This window comes from Micromonospora sp. NBC_01699, from assembly GCF_036250065.1.
In the GTDB taxonomy this organism is placed as follows: domain Bacteria; phylum Actinomycetota; class Actinomycetes; order Mycobacteriales; family Micromonosporaceae; genus Micromonospora_G.
Genome location: NZ_CP109199.1, coordinates 3,130,176 through 3,147,366 on the forward strand (window position 1 = coordinate 3,130,176; position 17,191 = coordinate 3,147,366).

General features: G+C 70.6%; 14 protein-coding genes. 9 read left to right on the plus strand and 5 right to left on the minus strand.

All coding sequences use genetic code 11. The annotated features are described in order from the left end of the window. Positions 1-86: 86 nt before the first annotated feature. The 3 genes from OG792_RS13950 to OG792_RS13960 all read left to right on the plus strand — a co-directional run bounded on the left by OG792_RS13950 (position 87) and on the right by OG792_RS13960 (position 4,449). The gene (locus OG792_RS13950; RefSeq protein WP_329109948.1) at positions 87-1,364 is read left to right on the plus strand and encodes a L,D-transpeptidase; all 1,278 of its coding nucleotides are present in this window, start codon (positions 87-89) and stop codon (positions 1,362-1,364) included. 226 nt (positions 1,365-1,590) lie between these two features. Then, on the plus strand, positions 1,591-3,477 hold the full coding sequence (locus OG792_RS13955) for a Xaa-Pro dipeptidyl-peptidase (protein WP_329109950.1): 1,887 nt from the start codon (positions 1,591-1,593) through the stop codon (positions 3,475-3,477). A gap of 111 nt (positions 3,478-3,588) precedes the next feature. After that, the gene (locus tag OG792_RS13960) at positions 3,589-4,449 is read left to right on the plus strand and encodes an NAD-dependent epimerase/dehydratase family protein (RefSeq protein WP_329109952.1); all 861 of its coding nucleotides are present in this window, start codon (positions 3,589-3,591) and stop codon (positions 4,447-4,449) included. A gap of 46 nt (positions 4,450-4,495) precedes the next feature. Here the strand turns inward: OG792_RS13960 and OG792_RS13965 are convergent, their stop codons facing one another. Then, the gene (locus tag OG792_RS13965; RefSeq protein ID WP_329109953.1) at positions 4,496-5,650 is read right to left on the minus strand and encodes a phospholipase D-like domain-containing protein; all 1,155 of its coding nucleotides are present in this window, start codon (positions 5,648-5,650) and stop codon (positions 4,496-4,498) included. Positions 5,651-5,846: 196 nt separating this feature from the next. Between OG792_RS13965 and OG792_RS13970 the strand changes: the two genes are divergently transcribed. Continuing rightward, positions 5,847-6,548: an AraC family transcriptional regulator gene (locus tag OG792_RS13970; RefSeq protein ID WP_329109955.1), complete on the plus strand. Its 702-nt coding sequence runs from the start codon at positions 5,847-5,849 to the stop codon at positions 6,546-6,548. Between the two features lie 255 nt (positions 6,549-6,803). Here the strand turns inward: OG792_RS13970 and OG792_RS13975 are convergent, their stop codons facing one another. Beyond that, positions 6,804-7,196 carry a VOC family protein gene (locus OG792_RS13975; protein ID WP_329109956.1) on the minus strand — a complete coding sequence of 131 codons (393 nt, stop codon included), beginning with the start codon at positions 7,194-7,196 and terminating at the stop codon, positions 6,804-6,806. A gap of 285 nt (positions 7,197-7,481) precedes the next feature. Between OG792_RS13975 and OG792_RS13980 the strand changes: the two genes are divergently transcribed. The 4 genes from OG792_RS13980 to OG792_RS13995 all read left to right on the plus strand — a co-directional run bounded on the left by OG792_RS13980 (position 7,482) and on the right by OG792_RS13995 (position 12,607). Continuing rightward, positions 7,482-7,628 (plus strand): hypothetical protein, encoded by a 147-nt coding sequence (locus OG792_RS13980; protein WP_329109957.1) that lies wholly within the window; start codon positions 7,482-7,484, stop codon positions 7,626-7,628. 20 nt (positions 7,629-7,648) lie between these two features. Continuing rightward, complete coding sequence (locus OG792_RS13985) at positions 7,649-9,100, plus strand: methyltransferase (RefSeq protein ID WP_329109958.1); 1,452 nt, start codon at positions 7,649-7,651, stop codon at positions 9,098-9,100. Then, positions 9,093-11,168, plus strand: coding sequence for a sulfatase-like hydrolase/transferase (locus OG792_RS13990; protein WP_329109959.1), 2,076 nt, complete (start codon positions 9,093-9,095; stop codon positions 11,166-11,168). The genes OG792_RS13985 and OG792_RS13990 overlap by 8 nt, the downstream gene beginning before the upstream one ends. 155 nt (positions 11,169-11,323) lie before the next feature. After that, positions 11,324-12,607 (plus strand): citrate synthase, encoded by a 1,284-nt coding sequence (locus tag OG792_RS13995; protein ID WP_329109961.1) that lies wholly within the window; start codon positions 11,324-11,326, stop codon positions 12,605-12,607. Between the two features lie 94 nt (positions 12,608-12,701). Here OG792_RS13995 and OG792_RS14000 read toward each other — a convergent pair whose 3' ends face one another. Both OG792_RS14000 and OG792_RS14005 read right to left on the minus strand, forming a co-directional pair. Continuing rightward, positions 12,702-14,120, minus strand: a complete 1,419-nt coding sequence (locus tag OG792_RS14000; RefSeq protein ID WP_442932469.1) for a glycosyltransferase family 4 protein — start codon at positions 14,118-14,120, stop codon at positions 12,702-12,704. Between the two features lie 259 nt (positions 14,121-14,379). Beyond that, complete coding sequence (locus tag OG792_RS14005) at positions 14,380-15,861, minus strand: glutamate--cysteine ligase (RefSeq protein WP_329109962.1); 1,482 nt, start codon at positions 15,859-15,861, stop codon at positions 14,380-14,382. A gap of 257 nt (positions 15,862-16,118) precedes the next feature. Here OG792_RS14005 and OG792_RS14010 point away from each other — a divergent pair, with 257 nt between their 5' ends. Then, positions 16,119-16,454: a DUF3817 domain-containing protein gene (locus tag OG792_RS14010; RefSeq protein WP_329109963.1), complete on the plus strand. Its 336-nt coding sequence runs from the start codon at positions 16,119-16,121 to the stop codon at positions 16,452-16,454. A gap of 64 nt (positions 16,455-16,518) precedes the next feature. On the opposite strand, the gene OG792_RS14015 is transcribed toward OG792_RS14010, so the two are convergent. Continuing rightward, the gene (locus OG792_RS14015) at positions 16,519-17,073 is read right to left on the minus strand and encodes a hypothetical protein (RefSeq protein WP_329111258.1); all 555 of its coding nucleotides are present in this window, start codon (positions 17,071-17,073) and stop codon (positions 16,519-16,521) included. Between the last annotated feature and the right edge of the window lie 118 nt (positions 17,074-17,191).

Sequence of the window (17,191 nt, forward strand, 5' to 3'; positions counted from 1 at the left end):
TCCGATTCTTCTGTTCCGAACCGACACGGTGCCCGCGACTCTCGTTACACAATGTGGCGAGATGCTAGCGGAATGGGGTGGGGATCATGAATAAGAGGCGACGGGCCACAATTCTGGTGGCGATGGTCGCTACCGCTTCACTGGCCCTGGTGGGGTGCACCAGCAATCAGGACAAGAAGGAGGGTAAGTCCGAGGCGGCGCCGCCGCAGTTGGCCGTGAGTCCTGCGGCGAATGCGAAGGACCTCCCGATCAGCACCGAGGTCGGCCTGACCGTCACCGGCGGGAAGGTAACCGAGGTAACGCTCACCGACGACAAGGGTGGGAAGGTCACCGGCTCGTTGCGCCCGGACGGTTCGTCCTGGCTGCCGGATAAAGCACTGAAGAACAAACAGCGCTATACGGCGCAGGTCACCGCAACCAACGATGTGGGCAAAAAGGTGACCCAGACGACCAACTTCACCACCATGGACAAGCCGGCCAAGGAAATCTTCTCCACCCTTTATTTCCAGGACAAACGGACGTACGGGGTGGCTATGCCGGTAACGGTCGACTTCGACCCGGGAGTGCCCAAGGAGCAGCGGGCCGACGTACAGCGACGACTCTTCGTGACGACCACTCCGGCCCAGCCCGGTGCCTGGCACTGGACCGAGGACGGCCAGCAGGTCTACTACCGGGCGCCCGACTTCTGGAAGCCGGGTACGACGATCAGCGTCAAGGCCATGCTCGGCGGGGTGCCGATGGGCAAGGAGGGCTTCGGGGACGCCGACCGGACCGCCACCGCGAAGATCGGCGAGAAGGTGACCCTGGACATCGACAACGGCAAGAAGCAGATGTCGGTGTTCAAGGACGACAAACTGGTCCGCAAGATCCCGGTCAGCCTCGGCAAGCCGAGCACACCGACGTCGAGCGGCAAGATGGTGATCATGGAGAAGCACGAGCAGACGGTCTTCGACACCACCGGCTCGGCCGACCCGTACGTGGTCACCGTCCAGGACGCCCAGCGGCTGACCTGGGGTGGCGAGTTCATCCACTCGGCGCCATGGTCGGAATACGCCCAGGGCAGCACGAACACCTCGCACGGCTGCACCAACGTCTCGCCCGCCGACGCGGCCTTCCTGATGAAGACCACCCAGGTCGGTGACCTGGTCACGGTGCGCGGGACCGAGGTCCAACTGGAGGACGGCAACGGTTGGACCGCCTGGAACATGGACTGGAACGAGTACGTCAAGGGCAGCGCGTTGCCCGTACCGCAGGATCTGAAGCCGGCCGCGGCGCCGCCGGCGGCCGCCGGCGCACCCGCGCCCAGCGGTTCGCCGTCGGCGAACCAGCCGCCGGCCCCGGCACCGTCGAACCCCGGCGGCTGACCGAGCCGGAGCGTACGCCGGGCGGTGCGGCCGACGGGGAGCCCGCCCCGCCCGGCCTCGCCGCCCGGTCCCGTTGTCGCCGAGGGCCCCTTCCCAACCGGGAGGGGGCCCTCGGCTATTGATCGACTACCGGCGTCGACGCGCCTAGCATGTGTGGCCGATGGAACTGTCTCGATCCGCCCCCCTGCCCGGTTCCGGCCACGAGCCCGATCGAAGGGAACTGCCCATGCGTCGACCCCGTCGCCTGGTACTGCTCACCGCCACCCTGACCGGCACGCTGGTGCTGACCGCACCCGTGGTGCCCGCCTCGGCCGGCACCACCACCCCGCCACCGTCCATCGTGGTCGTCGACGGGATGACCCAGCCGGTCTTCTCCCTCGCCGACGCGATCGAGGAGCGGGTGTACGTCCAGACGCCGCTGGACACCGATCACGACGGTCGCCTCGACCGGGTCGCCATCGACATCTCCCGTCCCGCCGAGACCGCCACCAGCGGCTTCAAGGTGCCGGTGATCTTCGAGCACAGCCCGTACCGCAAGGGCACCTGGGGCGACGTGCCGTACCCGAGCGTGCTGGTGGACGAGCTGCCGCAGAACGGCCTGACCGGCCGCAACGGCGCCCGATCAGCCGGTGACGGCGACACCCGGCGCGCGGTCGCCAAGGCCAACCTGCCCGGCTCGCTCGACGACTACTACGTGCCGCGCGGCTACGCCGTCGTGCTCGGCCAGAGCGTCGGCACCGGCGACTCGGACGGCTGCCCGACCAGCGGCGACTCGGCCGAGACGCTCGGCACCAAGGCGGTCATCGACTGGCTCAACGGCCGGGCCAGGGGATTCGACGCCAACGGGACGCCGGTCACCGCCGGCTGGACCACCGGCTCGGTCGGCATGACCGGGGTCTCCTACAACGGAAGCCTGCCCAACCAGGTCGCCACCACCGGGGTCAAGGGCCTCAAGACGATCATCCCGGTCTCGGCGATCAGCAGCTGGTACAACTACTACCGGGCCAACGGTCTGGTCGTCGCGCCGGGCACGTACCAGGGTGAGGACGCCGACATCCTGGCCCAGTACACCGGTGGGCAGGCACGGGCCGAGGGAACCTGCGCCGACGAGATCGCCGAGATCACCCGCGAGCAGGACCGGGTCAGCGGCGACTACAACCGGTTCTGGGCCGAGCGCGACTACCTCGACGGCGCGCGGGACGTGAAGGCCAGCGTCTTCGTCGTACACGGACTCAACGACTGGAACGTCAAGACCGAGAACTTCGCCGGCTGGTGGGACCAGCTCGCCCGGCACGACGTACCGCGCAAGATCTGGCTGCACCAGGGCGGGCACGGCGGTCCCGGTAGCGGCGCCACCGTACCGCTGCCGGACGGTAGGTCGTGGACCTACAAGCAGACCGAGAACCGCTGGTTCGACTTCTGGTTGTGGCGGGTGCCCAACGGCATCATGGACGAGCCGACCGCGGTGGTGCAGCGGGAGAACCGCGCCTACACCACGTACGCCAACTGGCCCGACCCCGGCGCCCGCGAGGTCGACCTGCGCCTCGCCGCCACCACCGCGACCGCGCCCGGCACCCTGACCAGCGGCAAGCCGCCGAAGACCAGGGTCGAACAGGGCTTCGTCGACGAGGGACGGACGATCACACCGAACCAACTGGTCGCCCAGCCGGACACCGCCAACCCGAACCGGCTGGTCTACACCTCGCCGGTGCTCGACCGGGACGTCCGGCTCTCCGGCCGACCGGAGATGCGACTGCGGATGGCGATCGACAACAAGCCCGACGCCAACCTGACCACCTACCTGGTCGACTACGGTCCGGCCGGCTCGACCGCCGCGCCCGTCGTGGTCACCCGAGGGTGGACCGACCCGCAGAACCGCAAGGACGTCGACCGCACCGAGAAGATCAAGCAGGGCAAGCTGTACGACTTCCGGTGGACCCTGGAACCGAAGGACTACATCTTCGCCGCCGGGCACCGGATCGGCGTGGTGGTCTTCTCCAGCGACCAGGAGTACACCCTGCTGCCGCTGGGCGGCACCCGCCTGCGGGTCGCGCCGCACGACAGTGAACTGCGTATCCCCGTGGTCGGCGGACGCTCCGCGCTCGGCTTCTGAGTCTGCGCACCACCCGTACGTGACACGGGTCAATCGGCCGCCGGGGAGCGATCCCCGGCGGCCGGTTGACTAGATTGACTCCATGATCTCCAGCGCGGGTGGACGGCAGTGGTGACCCGGGTCGCGGTCACCGGCGGCAGCGGCAAGCTCGGCCGGGCCGTCGTCGACGACCTGCTCGGCCACGACTACCGGGTGGTCAACCTCGACGCGGCGCCGCCCGCCGCGCCCCGGTGCCCGTACACGAGGGTGGACCTGACCGACTACGGCCAGACGATCGAGGCGCTCAGCGCGATCGACGACCGGCACGGCGGGGTGGACGCGGTGGTGCACCTCGCGGCGGTTCCCGCGCCGGGTCTGCGTACCAACTCGGCGACCTTCCATCACAACATCGCCGCCACGTACAACGTCTTCACCGCCGCCCGCGCGGTCGGCATCCGGAACATCGTCTGGGCCTCCAGCGAGACCCTGCTCGGGCTGCCGTTCGACACGCCGCCGCCGTACATTCCGATCGACGAGGGCTACCCGGCCCGACCGGAGAGCAACTACGCGCTGGTCAAGCACCTGGAGGAGGAGCTTGCCGGGCAGCTCTGCCGGTGGCAGCCGGACCTGAAGATGATCGGCCTGCGGTTCTCCAACGTGATGGAGCCGGCCGACTACGCCGACTTCCCGGCCTTCGACGCCGACCCCGCCCTGCGCCGGTGGAACCTGTGGTCGTACATCGACTGCCGCGACGGCGCCCAGGCGGTCCGTCTCGCGCTGGAGCACCGGGGAACCGGGGTGGACGTCTTCGTGATCGCCAACGCCGACACGGTGATGAGTCGACCCAGTGCCGAGCTGGCCGCGGAGGTCTTCCCGGACGTCCCGCTGACCCGCGAACTCGTCGGCAACGAGACCCTGATGTCGATCGACAAGGCGCGCCGGATCCTCGGCTACCGGCCCGCGCACACCTGGCGGGAACACGGGCCGGCGTGACGTCGGGGCCGGCATCACCCGGGCTCGGCTCGGCGAGCGTGGCGGGTCAGCCGGCGCCGACGAAGCGTTCGCCGGCGTCGATGATCCGCTGGATCTCGGCCCGGAAGAAGCCGGTCAGCTCGGCACACCGGTCGACGTCGACCGGCCCGCCCTCGCGGCTGGGCAGATCCGGGTACGGGCTGCCGAGGACGAAGATGTTCTCGTCGTTGTAGAGGTTCGCCGGGGCGGTGTAGTTGAACGAGCCGGCGATCACCGTACTGTCGTCGATCGTCATCAGCTTGTGGTGCAGCTTGCCGAACGCGGGTGACCTGACCGGGGCGTAGATCGCGATCTGGGCCCGGTTCAGGTCGTGGGTCGCGGCCCAGCGCTGCGCCCCCTGACCGGGGTCCACCGCGCCGGTGACCGTTCGGCCGCCGGCGGCCAGCGCGATCATGGCGTCGTCCAGCCCGGACGAGCCGGCGAAGGTGAACACCGCGAAGTCCACCCGGGCGGTGGCCTTCAGCATCTGCTTCATGATCTCCAGCTCGGGGGTGTGGTCCGGTGCGAACAGCACCTTCACCGGTATCCCGCCGAGGTTGTACGCGCGGGGCACCGGCCCGTGCGCCCCGCGCCCGAACAGCCCGGCCCGCAGTTGCGCGAACTCGCCCGCGTACTCCTGGCAGATCCGCGCGTCGTGGAAGGTCACCACGTGGTTGAGGTTGCGGTGGCAGTCGGTGCTGGTGAAGTTCGCCGAGCCGGACAGCACGGCCGAGGTGGCGACGGCCCGTTTCCGGTAGTCGCGGACGATGAACTTCTGGTGGAAGATCGCCGGGTTGTAGTCGGCCTTCACGTCGACGGCGCAGCGCAGCAGCGCCGCCATGATCTTGCGGTTGGGTTCCAGGCTCCGGCCGCCGGGTTCGGCCGCCCACTGGACCCGTCGTTGGGCGGCCTGCGCCGATTCGCCGGTCCGCGTCGCCACCCGGGGCACCTTCGCCGTACGGAGATAGTCCTGTTCGAGCACGATCCGGATGTCGACGCCGCGGAACCTGGCGTCCAACAGTGCCTGTGCGATCGGCTCCGAGTCGAGTTCCTGTACGGCAACGTCGAGTGAGGTCTTGGCGCCGGCGATGAAGCTGACGATGACCTGTTCGAGATCGTCGGCGGCGCCGAGTTCGGGCGGCCCGACGAAGGCCTCTATCTTGCCCGCGGCGAAACGTGTCATAGCTGTCAGGCTGACACTGCGTAACGCTGGGTAGTGTCGGCTTCCTTGACCACCTCGGTGCCGGAACACGCACCTACCAGCACAAGCGGCGGATTTCGGGCCATCCGCCGGTCTCGGTGGCCCGGGCACGACACCGACGGCGGGTGCTGGGCGCTGGGCTACCTCGGCGGCGGGCTCCTACTGGCAGGCTGGGCGCATGTACCGGGAGGTGCCGTCCGCGCGGGTGCGCGGGGCCGTGCTGTGGTGGAGCACGTCACCGTCGTGGACGACCCCGGTCCGGATCCTGCCGGACGGTTGCATGGACCTGATCTGGTCGCAGCGGCACGGGCTGCTGGTGGCGGGGCCGGACACCACCGCCCAGGTCGGGACCGCCTCGCCGGGGGAGCGGTACGTCGGGCTGCGGTTCCCGCCGGGCACCGGGCCGGCGGTGTTCGGTCTGCCCGCGTACGAGCTGCGCGACCGGCGGGTTCCGCTCACCGCACTCTGGTCCGAGGGGCGTACCCGTGAACTCGACGAGCGCGCCGCGTACGCGGACCGACCCGAACGCCTGCTGGAGTCGGTCGCCGCCGCCCGGCTCGGCGAGGCCGGTGGCCCCGACCCGGTCGCCCGTCCGCTGGTGGCCCGGCTCGATGCCGGCGGGGAGGTGGCTCGCGCCGCCGCCGATCTCGGCCTCGGCCCCCGTCAACTCCACCGGCGCAGCCTGGCCCTGTTCGGTTACGGGCCCAAGACGCTGGCCCGGATCCTGCGAATGCAGCGGGCCCTGTCCCTGCTCCGAACCGGGGTGCCGGCCGCCGACGCCGCCGCGCGGACCGGCTACGCCGACCAGCCGCACCTGTCCCGCGAGATCCGAGCCCTCACCGGCCTCCCACCCCGCACCCTCCTAACCACCACCCCCTAACTCCCCCACCCCCGCCCCCCCCGCCCCCCGCCCCGCCCCCCACCCCGCCCCCCGCCCCACCACTCCTCTCGCCGATCTTGCACTTGTGGTGCCCGAGTTAGGACACTCGTCCGGGTTTATCCACGACCACAAGTGCAAGATCGGCGCGCTCGCGTCAGGCAGCGTCGGGCAGCGTCGGGGAGGTCCGGCCGTGGGCCGGCCCGGCGGCGTTGGTTGAGGTGAGCCCCGAGCCGCGCCGTTGCGACAACTTCGGCGTTAGTCGAGCGGGGCGAAGAGGTCCACGCCGTTGTTGTCGGGGTCGAGCAGGGTGGCGTAGCGCTGGCCCCAGAAAGCGTCCCAGGGTTTGAGATGGCCGGTGTGGCCGGCGTCGGTCATGTTCGCGTACGTCGCGTCGACGTCGGCGGGGTTGTCGCAGCGGAAGGCCAGGGTGATTCGACCGTTGCCGGTGGGTGGGGTCCAGCTCGGGTCGATCGAGGCGGTCATCTCAGCGCTGTCCCAGGCCAGGCGCAGCCCACCGGGCAGCGGCGCCTCCACGTGCGGCTCGCCCTCGGCATCGGCCGGGATGTCCAGCCCGAGCCGGCGGTAGAAGGTCAGGGATCGACCCATATCGGCAACGACCAGGGAAATCACGTCAAGAACGGGTGTCATCGGCCCACCATAGGGGCGCTGGCCGGCGGTCGTCTTGAACGAATCGGACACCCGTTCGGGGGACCGAAACGGACACCGGGCACCAGCTCCGCAGTGCGTATGCGAGCGGGCAATCTCGGGCGTACCGTGTGATTAACGACATCTGACGCCCGGGTGGGCGGCGGGCTGCCGGCGGTGGTCGCTGCGCGCGACCCGCCGACGCGGAGGACGGCGTCGTCGCAGCGGCGGACCCACGCGGCCGTTCGATGTCTCACCAGGCGGGACGAGAGGAAAGGGGCGGCCGAGATGGACCTGGCCTATCTGGATGCGGGATCCGGCAGTCTCATCGTGCAGGCGGTGATCGGCGGCGCCGCCGGGGTCGCGGTCGCGGCCAGGCTGTACTGGCGCCGACTGGTCGGCCGGTTGCGCCGGCAGTCGGCCGACAAGGACTGAGGGCGGGAACCGGTCGACGCATGTCCTCGCCACCACTTTCCGCGCCGGAGACCGGCGCCCGCGCGGAGCCGGGCTCGTTCCGCGACCCCGGCAACCGGATCTTCCACCTCGACGGACAGGTGCTGCGCGGGCTCGACCGCCGGGCCACCGAGGACTGGCACGCGCTGGCCGCCAGCGACTTCTTCCCACCGCTGCTCGCCGCCGGCAAGGTCTGCGGCACCGAACCGGTCGACCGGGACACGCTGACGATCCCGGACGACAGCCGCTGGGACACGGTGCTGCGACACGAGCGGATCCCGTTCGTCTCCCACCCCTACGAGTGGTCGTTCGGCATGCTGCGGGACGCCGCACTGCTGCACCTGGAGATCCTCACCACCGCCCTGGGCGCCGGCTTCAGCACCAAGGACGGATCGGCGTACAACCTGCAATGGCGCGGTGCCACGCCGGTCTTCATCGACGTCGGCTCCTTCGAACCGGCGCGTGACGGCGAACCCTGGCCCGGCTACCGGCAGTTCTGCCAGACGATGCTCTACCCACTGATGATGCAGGCCCATCTCGGCCTGGACTTCCAGCCCTGGCTGCGCTCCCGGATCGACGGCGTCGAACCGGGCCAGATGCGCCGCCTCTTCGGCGGCACCCGCCGGTTCTCCGCCGGCGTCTTCAAGCACGTGCACCTGCACGACGCCATGCAGGCCCGGCACGCCGACGCGAGCACCGGGACGGTCCGGGAGGAACTGCGCGACGCCGGCTTCTCCCGGGACCTGGTGCTGACCGGCGTACGGGCGGTCGAGAAGCTGGTCCGGCGGCTGGACTGGCAGCCACCGGCGAGCCACTGGCAGCAGTACCGCCGGACCTGTGCCTACTCCGAGGCGGATCGGGAACGCAAGGCGCGGTTCGTGGACGTGGCGCTGGCCGGGACCGCCCCCCGACTCGTCCTCGACCTGGGCGCGAACGACGGGGACTACTCCCGACTCGCCGCCCGGCACGCCGCGTACGTGGTGGCCGTGGAGAGCGACCCGGCCGTGGCCGAGCAGCTCTACCGGCGGCTGCGCGCCGACGGCGAGCGGCGGATCCTGCCGCTCGTGCTCGACCTGGCAGACCCGTCGCCCGGCGGCGGCTGGGGCGGGGTCGAGCGGGCCTCCTTCGCCGACCGGGCCGACGCCGACGCGGTGCTCGCGCTCGCCGTGATTCACCACCTGGCGATCGGTCGCAACGTGCCGCTGACCGGGGTCGTCGACTGGCTGGTCGGTTTCCTGGCCACCGCCGGCCGGCGCGGTCGGCTGGTGGCCGAGTTCGTGCACCCGGAGGATCCGATGGCCCGGCGGCTGCTGGCCAACAAGCCGGCCGGCACGTTCCCCGACTACCGCCGGGAGGAGTTCGAGCGACTGCTGGCCGGACGGTGCGAGATCACCGCACGGGAGGAACTGCCCTCGGGCACCCGTACGCTCTACGTCGGGGTGCCGCGTGGCTGACTCGCCGGCCCCGCCCGACGTACCGCCCCGGGGTCGGCTGTCCCGCTGGTGGCGGGCCGAGCTGGCAGCGCTGCTGGAGATCGTGGCGCTCTGCGGGCTGGTCGTCACCCAACCGCTGCTCGACGTCACCGGGCGCAGCCCCGACTTCTTCCTGTTCTACGGCGCCGGACCGGTCGAGGTCCTGCTGCTGGTGGCCGCCTTCACCGTCCCGCTGCCGCTGCTGGTCTGGGCGGTCGGCGCGTTCACCCGGCCGGTCGGGCCGGCGGTCCGGGCCGCCGTGCACACGGTCTCGGTCGGGCTGCTGCTCGCCGCGCTCGCGATCCAGGTCGGCAAGCACCTGCTGCCGTGGCGTGGACCGACCCTGGTGCTGGTCTCGCTGCTGGTCGGCACCGTCGGCGCGTACGCCCACCGGCGCTGGCGGGCCGCCGGCCAGCTGCTGCGGATCGCCTCGGTCGGGCCACTGGTGTTCGTCCTGCTCTTCGTCTTCGCCTCACCGGCCTCGGCGGTCGTGCTGCCGGCCGGGCGGGGCTCGGGCCCCGGCGCCGCCAACGGTGCGGCCAGTCATCCACCGGTGGTGATACTCGTCCTGGACGAGCTGCCGCTGGTCTCGCTGCTCGGCGACGACGGCCGGGTCGACGCGTCGCGGTTCCCGAACTTCGCCGCGCTGGCCGGCGGATCGACCTGGTACCGCAACGCCACCGGGGTGAGCGGCTGGACCCCGTACGCGTTGCCGGCGATGCTCACCGGCCGCTACCCGTCGTCGGCCCGCGCCCCGCACTACTCGCAGTACCCGGACAACCTGTTCACGGCGCTGGGCGGGACGTACGACCTGAGGGTGCAGGAGAGCATCAGCCAGCTCTGTCCGCCCAGCCTGTGTGCCGAGCGCACGGCACCGGCCAGCGGCGGCCTGCCGGAGCTGCTGCGGGAGAGCGCCGGACTGCTCCGCCAGATCGCCCTGCCGGTCGACGTGCCGGACGACCCGGAGTCGTCGTACCGGGAGGCCACCCGGCAGGAGGCGCAGATCGAGGAGCAGGAGGAGCAGCCGGGGCCGACCGACCCGAGGTTCGGGTGGGGCGCGCTGGACGCCAACCAGCCGGCCCGGTTCACCCGGTTCCTCGCCGACCTGCGTCCCGCCGACAAGCCCACCCTGCACTTCCTGCACCTGCTGATGCCGCACACGCCGTGGAGCTACCTGCCGTCCGGGATCCGGTACGACTCACCACCGGGCGTACCCAACGACGGTGACGGCTGGGTCGAACTCGCCCGCGAGCGCCACCTGCTGCAACTCGGCTACACCGACCGGTTGATCGGCGAGACGCTACGTACCCTGCGGGAAACCGGTCTGTACGACGACGCCCTGGTGGTGGTGACCGCCGACCACGGCCTCAGCTTCACCCCCGGCGTGCAGGGCCGGGGCCGGGCGGCGATCGACCGGTCCCCCGGCGAGGTGGCCTGGGTGCCGCTGTTCGTCAAGGAACCGGGGCAGCGCGACGGTCGGGTCGACGACCGCAACTGGGAGCACGTCGACCTGCTGCCGACCATCGCCGACCGGGCCGGGGTGGAGGTCCCGTGGCCGGTGGAGGGCCTGGTCGCGCCGGGTGCCCGCCGGGAACGGTCGGAGAAGCGGTTCCACGACCAGCCGACGTTTCCCCTGCTACTTCCCGGCGACACCTTCGCCGACGTGATCAGCGGCGCGGCCCGGCCGGCACTGCGCGCGCCCCCGTCACCGGAACTGGTCGGCCGTCGGGTCGCTGAGCTGTCGGTCAGCGACGACCGTACCGGGGTCAGCGTGACCGACCGGGCCGCCTTCGACGATGTCGACCCGGCCGGCGGCCGGTTGCCGGCGCTGGTCTGCGGCACCGTCCCGGCCTCGGTCCGTACCGGTGCCCGGATCGCGGTAGCGGTCAACGGTCGGATCGGGGCGGTTGTCCCGGTGGTCGACCCGGACAAGCGCGGTCGTCGCTTCGGTGCCCTGTTGAGCGATGAGTCGCTGTTCGTCCCCGGAGCGAACCGACTGGAGTTGTTCCTGGTCAGTGACGGGCAGACGTTACATCGGTTACACCTGTGACGCGGTCGACATTCACCGGTGACAGTTTCGCAAGTGGGGTGACGGGTGACGCATCCCTCACCCCTCGACCATGGCCAGGTGTTGGTTCCGCGCCACGATTACCGTAGGAACAGAGGCAATTCAACGAAGATTTTGCCGCCGAAGCGAGGAACCACATGACGGATGTCAAGCTCGACCACCCCGGCGGGCAACTGTCTATGCCGGTGCGGCCCGCTGTCGAGGGCCCGTCCGGGATCGGCGTCGGCAAGCTGTTGGGCGAGACCGGGTACGTCACCTACGACCCTGGTTTCGTCAACACCGCCGCCTGCTCCTCGGAGATCACCTACATCGACGGGGACGCTGGGATTCTCCGCTACCGCGGGTACCCCATCGACCAGTTGGCGGAGAAGGCCTCGTTCCTGGAGGTCTCCTACCTGCTGATCTACGGCGAGCTGCCGACCGCCCAGCAGCTCACCGAGTTCAGCGAGTGGATCCGCCGGCACTCGCTGCTCCACGAAGAGATGCGGCGCTTCTTCGACGGGTTCCCGCGCGACGCGCACCCGATGGCGGTGCTCTCCTCGGCGGTGAGTGCCATCTCGACCTTCTACCAGGACAGCCTGGACCCGTTCGATCCCGAGCACGTCGAGATCTCCACCGTGCGCCTGATGGCCAAGGTGCCGACGATCGCGTCGTACGCGTACAAGAAGTCGATCGGCCAGGCGCAGCTCTATCCGGACAACTCGCTCGGGTACGTGGAGAACTTCCTGCGCCTGACGTTCGGCGTACCGGCCGAGGAGTACGAGGTCGACCCGGTGGTCGCCCGCGTGCTCGACATGCTGTTCGTGCTGCACGCCGACCACGAGCAGAACTGCTCCACCTCCACCGTCCGGCTGGTCGGCTCCAGCCAGGCCAACCTGTTCGCCTCGGTTTCGGCCGGGGTGAACGCGCTCTTCGGGCCCCTGCACGGCGGCGCGAACCAGGCGGTCCTGGAGATGCTTGAGGGCATCCGCGCCGACGGCGGGGACGTCAACGCCTTCGTGCGCCGGGTCAAGGCCAAGGAGCAGGGCGTCAAGCTGATGGGCTTCGGCCACCGGGTCTACAAGAACTACGACCCGAGGGCGGCCATCGTCAAGAAGGCCGCGCAGGACGTACTGGCCCGGATGAACAAGCCGGACCCGCTGCTCGACCTCGCCCTGCAACTGGAGGAGATCGCGCTCGCCGACGACTTCTTCGTGTCCCGCCGGCTCTACCCGAACGTGGACTTCTACACCGGCCTGATCTACAAGGCCATGGGGTTCCCGACGAAGATGTTCACCGTGCTCTTCGCACTCGGCCGGCTGCCCGGCTGGATCGCCCAGTGGCGCGAGATGATCTCCGACCCGGAGACCAAGATCGGCCGCCCTCGGCAGCTCTACACCGGTGCCGGCGAGCGGGCGTTTCTCCCGGTCGACCAGCGCTGAACGGCACCACCGGTACGACTTACGAGCCGAGACACCACCGGCCGCCGATGCCCGAGGGCGTCGGCGGCCGGAGTCGTACGGGCTCGTTTGTCGGTCAGCGGGCGCCGACGGCGGCGAGCAGGTTCCCCGCCGGGATGTCCAGCACCGGGCGGCCGTGCGCCATCCGGTGCGCCGCCTGCTCGGTGGTGAACTCGGCGGCCCGGCCGATCGCCGTGGCGTACGTCGCCGAGGTGCGCTGGGCGATCGACGCCCAGCCGTAGTCGTCGGCCACCATCCGGCGGGCCCGGCGGGCCAGTTGCCGTGCCCGGTCACTGTCGACCAGCAGGGCGTGTACGGCGTCCGCGAGCGCGTCCGGGTCCTTCGGCTCGAAGGTCATCCCGGTCACCCCGGTTTGGACGATCTCGGCCAGCCCACCGGTGGCGGCGACCGCCAGCGGGGCACCGGCCGCGGCACCCTCCAGCGCCACCATGCCGAACGGTTCGTAGATGCTCGGCACCGCGAAACAGTCCGACGCGGCCATCATCGCCGGCAGGTCGGAACCACCGAGGAAGCCCGGCATGGTGACCGCGCCCCGTACCCCGTACCGGTCGATGTCGGCCTCCAGCTCACCCCGGTACGGTCCGTCGCCGGCGATCACCAGGCGCAGTCCGGGGTGTTCCCGGCGCAGCCGGGGCAGCCCGGCGATGAGGTGCTGGACGCCCTTCTCGTAGACCAGCCGGCCGGCGAAGGTGACCAGCGGTCCGTCCCCGGCGAAGCGCTTGCGGGCGGCGGCGACGGCGGCGGCACTGGCCTGCCAGCGGTGCGTCTCCACCCCGTTGGGTACGACGTCGATTTGGGTGGTGGGGAGGTTGAAGAGGTTGTTGACCTGGTCGCGCATGTAGCCGGAGCAGGTGATGACGCGGTCGGATTCGTGGCTGAGCCACCATTCCATGGAGTGGATGGAGCGGTTCATGTCGCCGGGGAGCCAGCCTTGGTGTCGGCCGGCTTCGGTGGCGTGGATGGTGGTGACGAGGGGGATGTCGAGGTGTTCTTTGAGGTTGATGGCGGTGTGGGCGACGAGCCAGTCGTGGGCGTGGATGACGTCGTAGCCGGTGCTGGTGTTGTTGGCGCGGAGGGCGGCGCGGGTGAGGGTGTGGTTGAAGGCCATGGTCCAGGCGAGGAGGGAGTCGGTGGCGAGGGGGAAGGTGACGGGGTCTTCGGGGGCGCGGATGATGCGGACGCCGTCGGCGTATTCCTCGTAGGGGGTGTTGTCGGCGTGGCGGGTGATGACGGTGACGTCGTGGCCGGCGGCGGCGAGGGCGACGGAGAGGGCGTGGACGTGTCGGCCGAGTCCGCCGACGAGGACGGGTGGGTATTCCCAGGAGAGCATCAGAATCCGCTGCCGGGCCTCGACCGGACCGCCGGTGGCGGTCGGCAGCCCGTGCTGCGGGCGGGAGGTGGGGTTGGGGCGGCAGGGCAGGTCCTGACCGCTGGAACCGTTCGCGAGGTGCTCGCCGACCCGTCGGGTCGTCACATTCGTCTCCATCCGAGCGAGAGTGGGCACGCCGGCGCCGGTGCCGGCAGAAAGTAAGGGGGAGGGCGGCCGAACCGGCCGGGGTGGGCCGTCCCACCGCCACACCGCGGAGCGCGACCCACGTACAAGGAAAGGGCACTCGGGCCGGATTCGCATCCCGAAAGGCCCGAAGGTGACCGATGACACCGCCGTACCGACCGCTCGTCCATCGGCCGGCTCCACAGTGGCCGGCGGCGGGGTCCGGACGGTCCGGGTCGGCTCAGCCGGGGTACGGCCACTCGTGCACCGGCTGGTTGCTGTGCATCAGCGGGATGTAGCGGCGCAGCACCTCGCACAGCGCGGCCGGGCGGTCAAGGCCGCCGGCCCGTTCGAGCTCGTGCAGCGTCGCCACCTGCCAGGTCGCCCCGTTGCGGCCGGTCAGGCAGCGCTGCTCGATGATGCCCAGCAGCCGCTCCGACTCGGCCGCTGCCAGCCCCCACCGGTCCAGGCCGGCGCGGGCCATCGGCAGCAGCCGGCGCAGCACCAGTTCGGTCACCGGCAGGTAGCCCAGACCGGGCCAGTAGACCTGGGCGGCGATGCCCTGCCGGGCGCAGGTGTGGAAGTTCTCCTCGGCGGCGCTGAACGACATCTGCGACCAGAGTGGCCGGTCGGACTCGGCCAGGCTGCGGACCAGCCCGAAGTAGAAGGCGGCGTTGGCGATGGTGTCGACCACCGTCGGTCCGGCCGGCAGCACCCGGTTCTCGACCCGCAGGTGCGGGCGCCCGTGGACCACGTCGTACACCGGGCGGTTCCAGCGGTAGACGGTGCCGTTGTGCAGCCGCAGCTCGGACAGGGCGGGAATGCCGCCTCGGGCGAGGGTGGCCGCCGGCTGCTCGGCGTCGCAGATCGGCAGCAGCGCGGGGAAGTAGCGGACGTTCTCCTCGAACAGGTCGAACACCGAGGTGATCCAGCGTTCCCCGAACCACACCCGAGGCCGTACGCCCTGGGCTTTGATCTCTTCCGGCCGGGTGTCGGTGGACTGTTCGAACAGCGGGATCCGGGTCTCCCGCCACAGTTCCCGGCCGAACAGGAACGGGGCGTTGGCGCCGAGCGCGATCTGGATCCCGGCGATCGCCTGGGCGGCGTTCCAGTACGCCGCGAACTGGCCCGGACTGACCTGCACGTGGAACTGGGTGCTGGTGCAGGCGGCCTCGGGGGTGATGGTGTCGGTGGTCGTCTCCAGCCGCTCCACCCCGGCGATCCGGATCGGCAGGTTCTCCCCCCGGGCGGCGAAGATCTGCTCGTTGAGCAGGGTGTAGCGGGGGTTCGCCGACAGCGCGTCGACGGTGAGGTGGTCGGTTCGCAGGGTGGGCAGGATGCCGATCATGACCAGCTGGGTGTCGACCGTACGGGCCTTCAGGTTCGCCGAGTTGAGGCTCGCCCGTACGTCGGCTTCGAAGTCGGCCGTGCCGGTTCCGGAGAGCTGGCGCGGCGCCACGTTGATCTCGACGTTGAACTGTCCCAGCTCGGTCTGGAACTGCGGGTCGGCGACCGCGGCGAGCACCTCGGCGTTGCGCATCGCCGGCAGCGAGTGCTCGTCGACCAGGTTGAGTTCGATCTCCATCCCGGTCAGTGGGCGCTCGACGTCGAACCGGGCCTCGCGCAGCATCTCGGCGAAGACGTCCAGGCAGTGCCGGATCTTCTCCCGGTACCGCGCGCGGTCCTCACGCGTGAACGTCCGCGGGCCTACCTCTTCACCCATCAGGTCACCATCCAGCTACTCCGAGTTGTTCCAACCTTGCACGGCCGGTGCCGCATGGGAAGTCCTCGATCGACGTCGTTCCCCGCACGGGCGGTGCTGACACACCCGGCGTCCGCCGCCCGTCGGTCCGTACGCCGCCCGTCGGTCGACGGGCAGGATCGGGGCGAGCACCGTCGGGTGGGCCCCGATCGGCGGTATCGCCGGGGAGCGGTCGCGGTGTCGCGTACGATCACGGGTCGGAAGCCGAAGGAGGGCCGATGCGGCGTACGGCGCAGAAACTGTTCGTGGTGGCCGCGATCGCGGAGGCGATCTCCTGGCTGGCGCTGCTGACCGGAATGATCTTCAAGTACGGTCCGACCGGGAACGAGATCGGCGTACAGATCTTCGGCCCGATCCACGGCGGCCTGTTCGTCGCCTACGTCGGGCTGGTCCTGCTGGTCAGTCGCCTGGGCCGGTGGAGCTGGCTGGTGACGTTGGTGGCGCTGGCCTGCGCGGTGCCACCGCTGGCGACGCTCGGGTTCGAGCGCTGGGCCCGCCGCCGGGGCCTGCTGGCCGACCCCGCACCGGCCCCGACCCCGGTGCCGGTGGCCTGAGCCGCCCGCGCCCCGCCGGTACGTGCCGGCTCGCCGACCGGCGCTCGGGTGGGTCGGCAACCGGTCAGGCGGCAACCACGGTGCAGGCGGCGATCGCGCCGATCAGCAGCAGCCCGACGATTGCCTGTAGCAGCAGCGCCGGTCCCAGGTGCGACCAGACGGTCGGCGGGCGTGGGGTGAGCAGTTGCGCGGTGGTCAGGTTGACGATCCGCTCCACCCTCGGTGCGAGCTGCGGATCCTTCTGCGGCCGGATGGTCACCTGGATGTGGTCGGCCGGTTCGATAGCGGTCTGCGGCAGGTGGCCGTGGATCTCCATCTCGCAGAGCACACCCTCGGAGTCCCGGATCCGCAGCGGCGTGACCAGGAACTCCGGGCCCTTGCGCAGTTCCTTCCAGCGACGCTGCGCCCCGGCCCCGGCGCCCGCGCGCAGCAGCGAGGCGAGCAGCAGCATCATCACCCGGAAGACCCCGGCCGTGGCGAGCACCGCGACGACGATGGGCTGTTGCACCCGCATCTCGCGTGAATAGCCGTCGAGCAACCGGATGACCCGGCCGGTGACGATCGGCCCCCGCCGGTACGTCACCCGCTCGGGATAGAGCTCGCTGTCCATTTTCACCACCGAGAGTCCGCTTTGGTTCACGCATTGTATCTGTAGTGGGGGGTGGGCGGAAAGTGAGTGAATCGCGCGTCCGCGACCCGTACCGCCGCCGGCGTCCCCCGTGACGGGCAACGGGTGG